At 69.8% G+C, this 4,790-nt stretch carries 4 protein-coding genes and 1 pseudogene; all 5 read right to left on the bottom strand.

All coding sequences use genetic code 11. The features are described 5' to 3' along the window. The coding region (locus P3H78_RS32725) for a hypothetical protein (RefSeq protein WP_276112818.1) at positions 1-348 on the bottom strand (348 nt) is incomplete at its 3' end. Between the two features lie 180 nt (positions 349-528). Next, positions 529-1,155 (bottom strand): hypothetical protein, encoded by a 627-nt coding sequence (locus tag P3H78_RS32720; protein WP_276112817.1) that lies wholly within the window; start codon positions 1,153-1,155, stop codon positions 529-531. A 361-nt stretch (positions 1,156-1,516) separates the two neighbouring features. Beyond that, the gene (locus tag P3H78_RS32715; protein WP_276112816.1) at positions 1,517-2,467 is read right to left on the bottom strand and encodes a hypothetical protein; all 951 of its coding nucleotides are present in this window, start codon (positions 2,465-2,467) and stop codon (positions 1,517-1,519) included. Between the two features lie 428 nt (positions 2,468-2,895). After that, positions 2,896-4,113, bottom strand: coding sequence for a DNA cytosine methyltransferase (locus P3H78_RS32710; protein ID WP_276112815.1), 1,218 nt, complete (start codon positions 4,111-4,113; stop codon positions 2,896-2,898). Positions 4,114-4,392: 279 nt separating this feature from the next. Then, positions 4,393-4,790, bottom strand: a pseudogene (locus tag P3H78_RS32705) (hypothetical protein); the annotation flags it as partial.

Genomic DNA, 4,790 nt, shown 5'->3' with positions numbered 1-4,790 from the left:
CCGTAGGGCGTCATCGTCGCTGTGGAGGGCGTGGAAGCTCTCCTCTCGGCGCTGTTCGGGTGTAAGGGTCTCGGCGCAAGAGCGCGCTTCGGCGTACACGGTGTCGGTGGCGGTGCGGTGGACGGAGCCAGGGTTGTTGTAGGCGAGCCTGGCGTGGACGAGGTTGAGGTGGCGCTGGGCGATGCGCAGCGCGGCAGCCGCTCCGGTGGCGGTGTAGACGGTGACGCAGGTGGGGTTGAGCGGATCGTCGACCGTCGGGGTCTGCGCGGAGCCGGTGAGGCCTGGCTCGGAGGTGAGGTTCGCGGCCTGGACTGCGAAGTCACGTACGCGCAGCGTGTACTTGATCATGAACGGACGGCCCCTTTCGGGAGCTTGGATGAGGAGAAGCGGCGATCAGCCGCAGCACGGGGACCGTCGTGGCGTGGTGGGTTAGCCGGGCAACTGCAGTGGTCGGGTCAGCGTGTGGTGACTGGGAGGCGAGCGCCCCGGCCGTCGTGGAGCCAGACAGCCGGGGTGGGGCAGAGGGCGCTAGACCGGGTCGGCGATCGCGTCGGCGTAGGGCCAAACTGGCATGTCACGGGCGCCCTCACAGCTCAGGAAGTCGATGAGCTCGCCGTCCTCCAGGTGGCCGCCGACATATCCGGTGGAGCTTGGAGAGCCTTGCCACCAGGAGCGGGCCAGGGCGTACGCAGCTTGCTGGGACGGCGCGCGGACGATGAACCTGTAGGTGCGCTCTTCGGTCGTCTGCATCCACATCCGGTACACCCGGCGATGGCTGGGAACGCCTCGGTCTCCCCCGGCGGTGAACGCTGCCTTGATGACGTGGCGGCAGTGGTTGGTATGCAGCTGTGTGGTGTCGTCGCGAGTCCTGCGGTGGACGAGACGCAGTTCGTCGAGGTCGCCGACCGCCATTTGGCGGCGGGTGCGCTCCTGAAGTGGAACGGAGCGCACGACGCCCGCGCGGTCCTCCCGCTGGTCGGGGTTGACGAGCGCGGTTTCGGTGAGCGGGTCATAGGCGTGGACGGTGTAGCGGGTGGTCAGCCCTGTTCGGGGTTCCACGGTCGCCGCTGTGCCGATGCCGAAGACGGTGGTGGCGGTCACGGGCCGGTCGGCCCAGGTGCAACCGGGATACATGTCGGGCGGCGGGGTCATCATGTGGGTGGTGTCCTCTCGTATGGGTGCGCATCGGCTGGGTTGCCGGACGCGGGTACGGTGAGGGACCGGCAGGCAAGCTGGGCAAGCGCAGGCATGCGACGCGGAGTTGAGGGTGTGCATCAGCGACGAATGCCCGCTCGTCTCGGGCACCCAGGGGTGGGTGCCGGAGACGAGCGGGCATTGCTCCTCGAAGTGGTGCGGGGGCACTGGTCCGGTTCTGATCAGAGCCGGAGCTGACTAGCGCGGGGTCATGAGTTCGGGACCGGGTCGCCTAGAGCCGCGATCCCGGGTGGTCCGGGTGGTGGGCCGGCAGGGGGCCGGTCCCGCTCCGGGCAGGTTGTTCGGAGCGGGACCCGGCCGGTCAGTCTGCGAGCGCCGCAGGGAAGGTGATCCGGTACAGGGCTGCGGACCTCTCGTCGGGGACGAGCTCCCAGCCGGAGGCGACGATGTCCTCGGGGACGGCGTTGTCCATGGCCATGCGCAGCACCTCGTCGGCCCAGCCGAGCGTCTCGGTGTCGAACGGGCCGGTGTCGTCGGCCGTGTCGATCTCGCTGTCTCCGGCGAATACGGCGCACACGCGGGCGAGGCCGGTGATGTCGACCAGGGCCGAAGTCGCCTGGGGTGTCACGGCGCGGAGGATCTTGCCGACCTCGACGCCCGCAGTTCCGAGCGGGGTCTTCGGCTGGGCGTCTCGGGTGAGGCCGCACGGGCACTGGGTCTCGTGCCAGACGCTGTCCTGGCCACACGCACACCACCAAGAGGCGAAGCTCCAGGTCCATTCCCATCCACCGATCGGGTACAGACCCTCGTCGTCGGGGCGGACGATGTTGGCGGCTGTGTCGCTGCCTTCATCCAGGTACTGCCAGCGGATGTGTACGACGACAGCGCGCGGGGCGCCGCGTCCGGTGATCTTGCGCTTGCGGGCCGCCTTGCGGGCCTGCTGGGTAGCGGGGGCGATCGTGGCGGTCGCACCCCGGCTCAGGGACCGCCAGGGGATGCGGACGGCGATGGCGAGGTTTTCCTCTGTGTCGTCTTCCTCGTCGTAGTGGCGGCGGGGGCCTCCTTCGAGGAGGTGGACGGTGTCCTGGCTGTCGGCGCGCCCTTCGATGACGTGGATGGTGTCGACGCAGTCGTACCCGTCCTCTTCGGCAAGGCGAAGCGTCTGAGCGGACAGCTCGCGGGCTGCGTCGAGGGTGAAATGGGGGCTCAGCCAGCCGTTCCACCGGTTGGACGGGTCCAGAGTGCAGTCAAGCGGGCCGAGGATGCCGTCGATGCTGACGCGGGTGGCGATCGTCTGGCGGGTGTGCTTCACGGTCCTTCTCTCCGTTCGCGTGTGGGTCACCGCTGATGGCCGCGCCACGGCCCCGGCACCCGGCTCGGTGTCTGGGTGGGATGGAGGGCTCGGCGGCGTGGGCAGGGTTGCTGGCCGGTCCCGGCGAGGGCCGGGGGTTGGCCGGAAGGCCGGGCTGCGCGATGCGCGCACCGGGGCGCGGAGATGCGCGGCCCGGCGGTGCCGGTCGCCGTCGGGCACCGTGGTTGGTGCGGGGCGTTTCGGCTGACCACAAGGTGCGGTCCGGCGGGGTTAGGACCGCAACCCCGGTGGATGGGAGAGCAGAGCGGGGCACAGGGGCTGGGCCCGGAGCGGTGGTGGTTGGCCCCGGAGCGGCGGGCATACTGCCGCCGCCCCCGGGCCGGTGGGCGCGGGGGCGGCGTGGCGTGGGAGTTCTTCCCGGGGGTGGATCAGCGGGGCAGGACAGCCTTGACGCGCCGGGCGAGCCAGGCTGCGACGTTGACGGGGACGGCGTTGCCGACCTGCAGGCGGAGGTCGTCTTCCTCCCCGGCGAAGATGTGGTGGTCGGGGAAGCCCTGCGCCCTGGCCTTCTCGCGGGTCGTGAGCGGCCGGTACTCGCACTCGTCGATGCTCAGGTCCGCGGTGGGGCGTGCGAGGTAGTGGTGGCCGCCGCCCTTGGCGGTGAGCGTGCCGATCGGGTCATCGAGTGAGCTGGCGTCGCAGTGGTTGCGCAGGGTGACGATGAACGGCTTGCCGCGGTACTTCTCCAGGCCGATGGCGACTCGGTTTCGGGTGGCCTGCACGTAGGGGACGTGGCCGCCGGTGAAGTGGTCGTAGTAGCCGTCGCCGAACCGGGAGCCGCGCACGGTGTGATCGATGACTTCGCCGATGCCGCGGGTGATGGGCTCGACATACGCTCCGCAGCGCGCGTTGGGGCACACGTAGTAGTACTGCCGGTTCTTGCGGCCGTACTCGCCGACGGGAAATTCGGGGTTCTTCTTCCAGTGCTGGACGCCCTCGACCGGGCCGCAGGTGGGGCACATGGCGTCGCAGGTCGGCCGGAGGTCGGGCAGTCCGTTGGCCTCGGCGATGTCGTTGCGAAGGAAGCACCACACCACCCGGTCCCGGGACTGCGGCAGCGGAGGAATCCCGTCGACCTTGAGGTGAGCGGCATTCACCGACGCAATGACCGGGGTGTAGCCGAGGGCTTCCCAGACGGTCAGCCATGCCTTGAACAATGGCGAGGTGCCGAACTGGGCGACGTTCTCGCCGACGTAGGCCATGGGGCGGTGGACCTCGGCGTAGCGGACGGGCTCCCACATGGTGATGCGGGTCTGCGGCCAGTCCGGGCCCGGCTTCGGGCGGCCGTTCTCGTCCAGTTCCACGGCCTTGCGCGGGGCGGCCTTGCCGCCAGCCGGGGATGCCTCCGTGCAGATCGGCGACGCGACCAGCACCTGGGCTGAGGGCACGCAGCGCATGTCGATGGCTTGTACGTCGGCCGGGTTCACGAAGAGGCCGGGCCAGTTGATGCGCGCGGTCTCCACACTGGCCGGGTGGTGGTTCGCGGCGTAGAGGGAGAGGAATCCGGCGTCGGTGAAGCCACGCATGTCACCGCAGCCGCCGGTGAAGAAGTGCACTGAGGTGGGGCCGTCGAACAGGACCGTCATCGCGGCAATTCCCTTTCAGGGGCGCGGAGGTGGGGAGCGCGGCCTGGTTTGGCCGGGCGATGACGGCACATTCGGCGTTGGCACACCAAGCCCCACAACCTGCTTCTCACCAGCACGGAAGGACTGTTTCCGGGCGATCGACAGATGTCGTCCCGGCGGTGGATGCCCGGCGGGGCGGGGGGCGGGGATGCCCCGCCACCACACGGTGGCGGGGCGGTCGAGCGCGTGCCCGCGAGGCGGGGGCCATCATGGGCCGGCTGGTGGGAGGCGGGAGCGAATTCAGATCATGTCGCTCACCCGGATAAGGGCAATGACCTCGCCGCGCCCGTCGGTGTGCTGGAGCCGTACGACAGCCTGGCCCTTGTCGTTGCGAGAGGTGCTGGTCAGGCGGCCGGTTCCCTTTTCAGTGGTGATCTGGGTCGGGGAGGTCGGGCAGAACTCCCAGTGTGTGGTGGGGTCTTCGTCAAGCCATGCGTCTGCCGCCAGGGATACGTGCTCGTAGTGCGCGGCGAGCCTTTCGACGTGGGGGCAGGAGCAGCGGACGTGGACCACGCAGGTGCCTGTTGCGGTGTGGCCGATGCGTACGGGCGGCGACGCGGCCAGGCCGAGGATGTGGACTCGGTTGTGCTCGACCTGTTGTGCGTGGGCGCGGCGCTTCTCGGCCAGGGCTGACAGAG

It is taken from the genome of Streptomyces tropicalis (assembly GCF_029269835.1).
Taxonomy (GTDB): Bacteria; Actinomycetota; Actinomycetes; order Streptomycetales; family Streptomycetaceae; genus Streptomyces; species Streptomyces tropicalis.
This window is presented reverse-complemented; position numbering and strand designations above follow the sequence as displayed.

Coding starts and splice junctions, on each gene's coding strand:
- P3H78_RS32710 (WP_276112815.1), bottom strand. CDS start 4,113: ATGACGGTCCTGTTCGACGGCCCCACCTCAGTGCACTTCTTCACCGGC.
- P3H78_RS32720 (WP_276112817.1), bottom strand. CDS start 1,155: ATGATGACCCCGCCGCCCGACATGTATCCCGGTTGCACCTGGGCCGAC.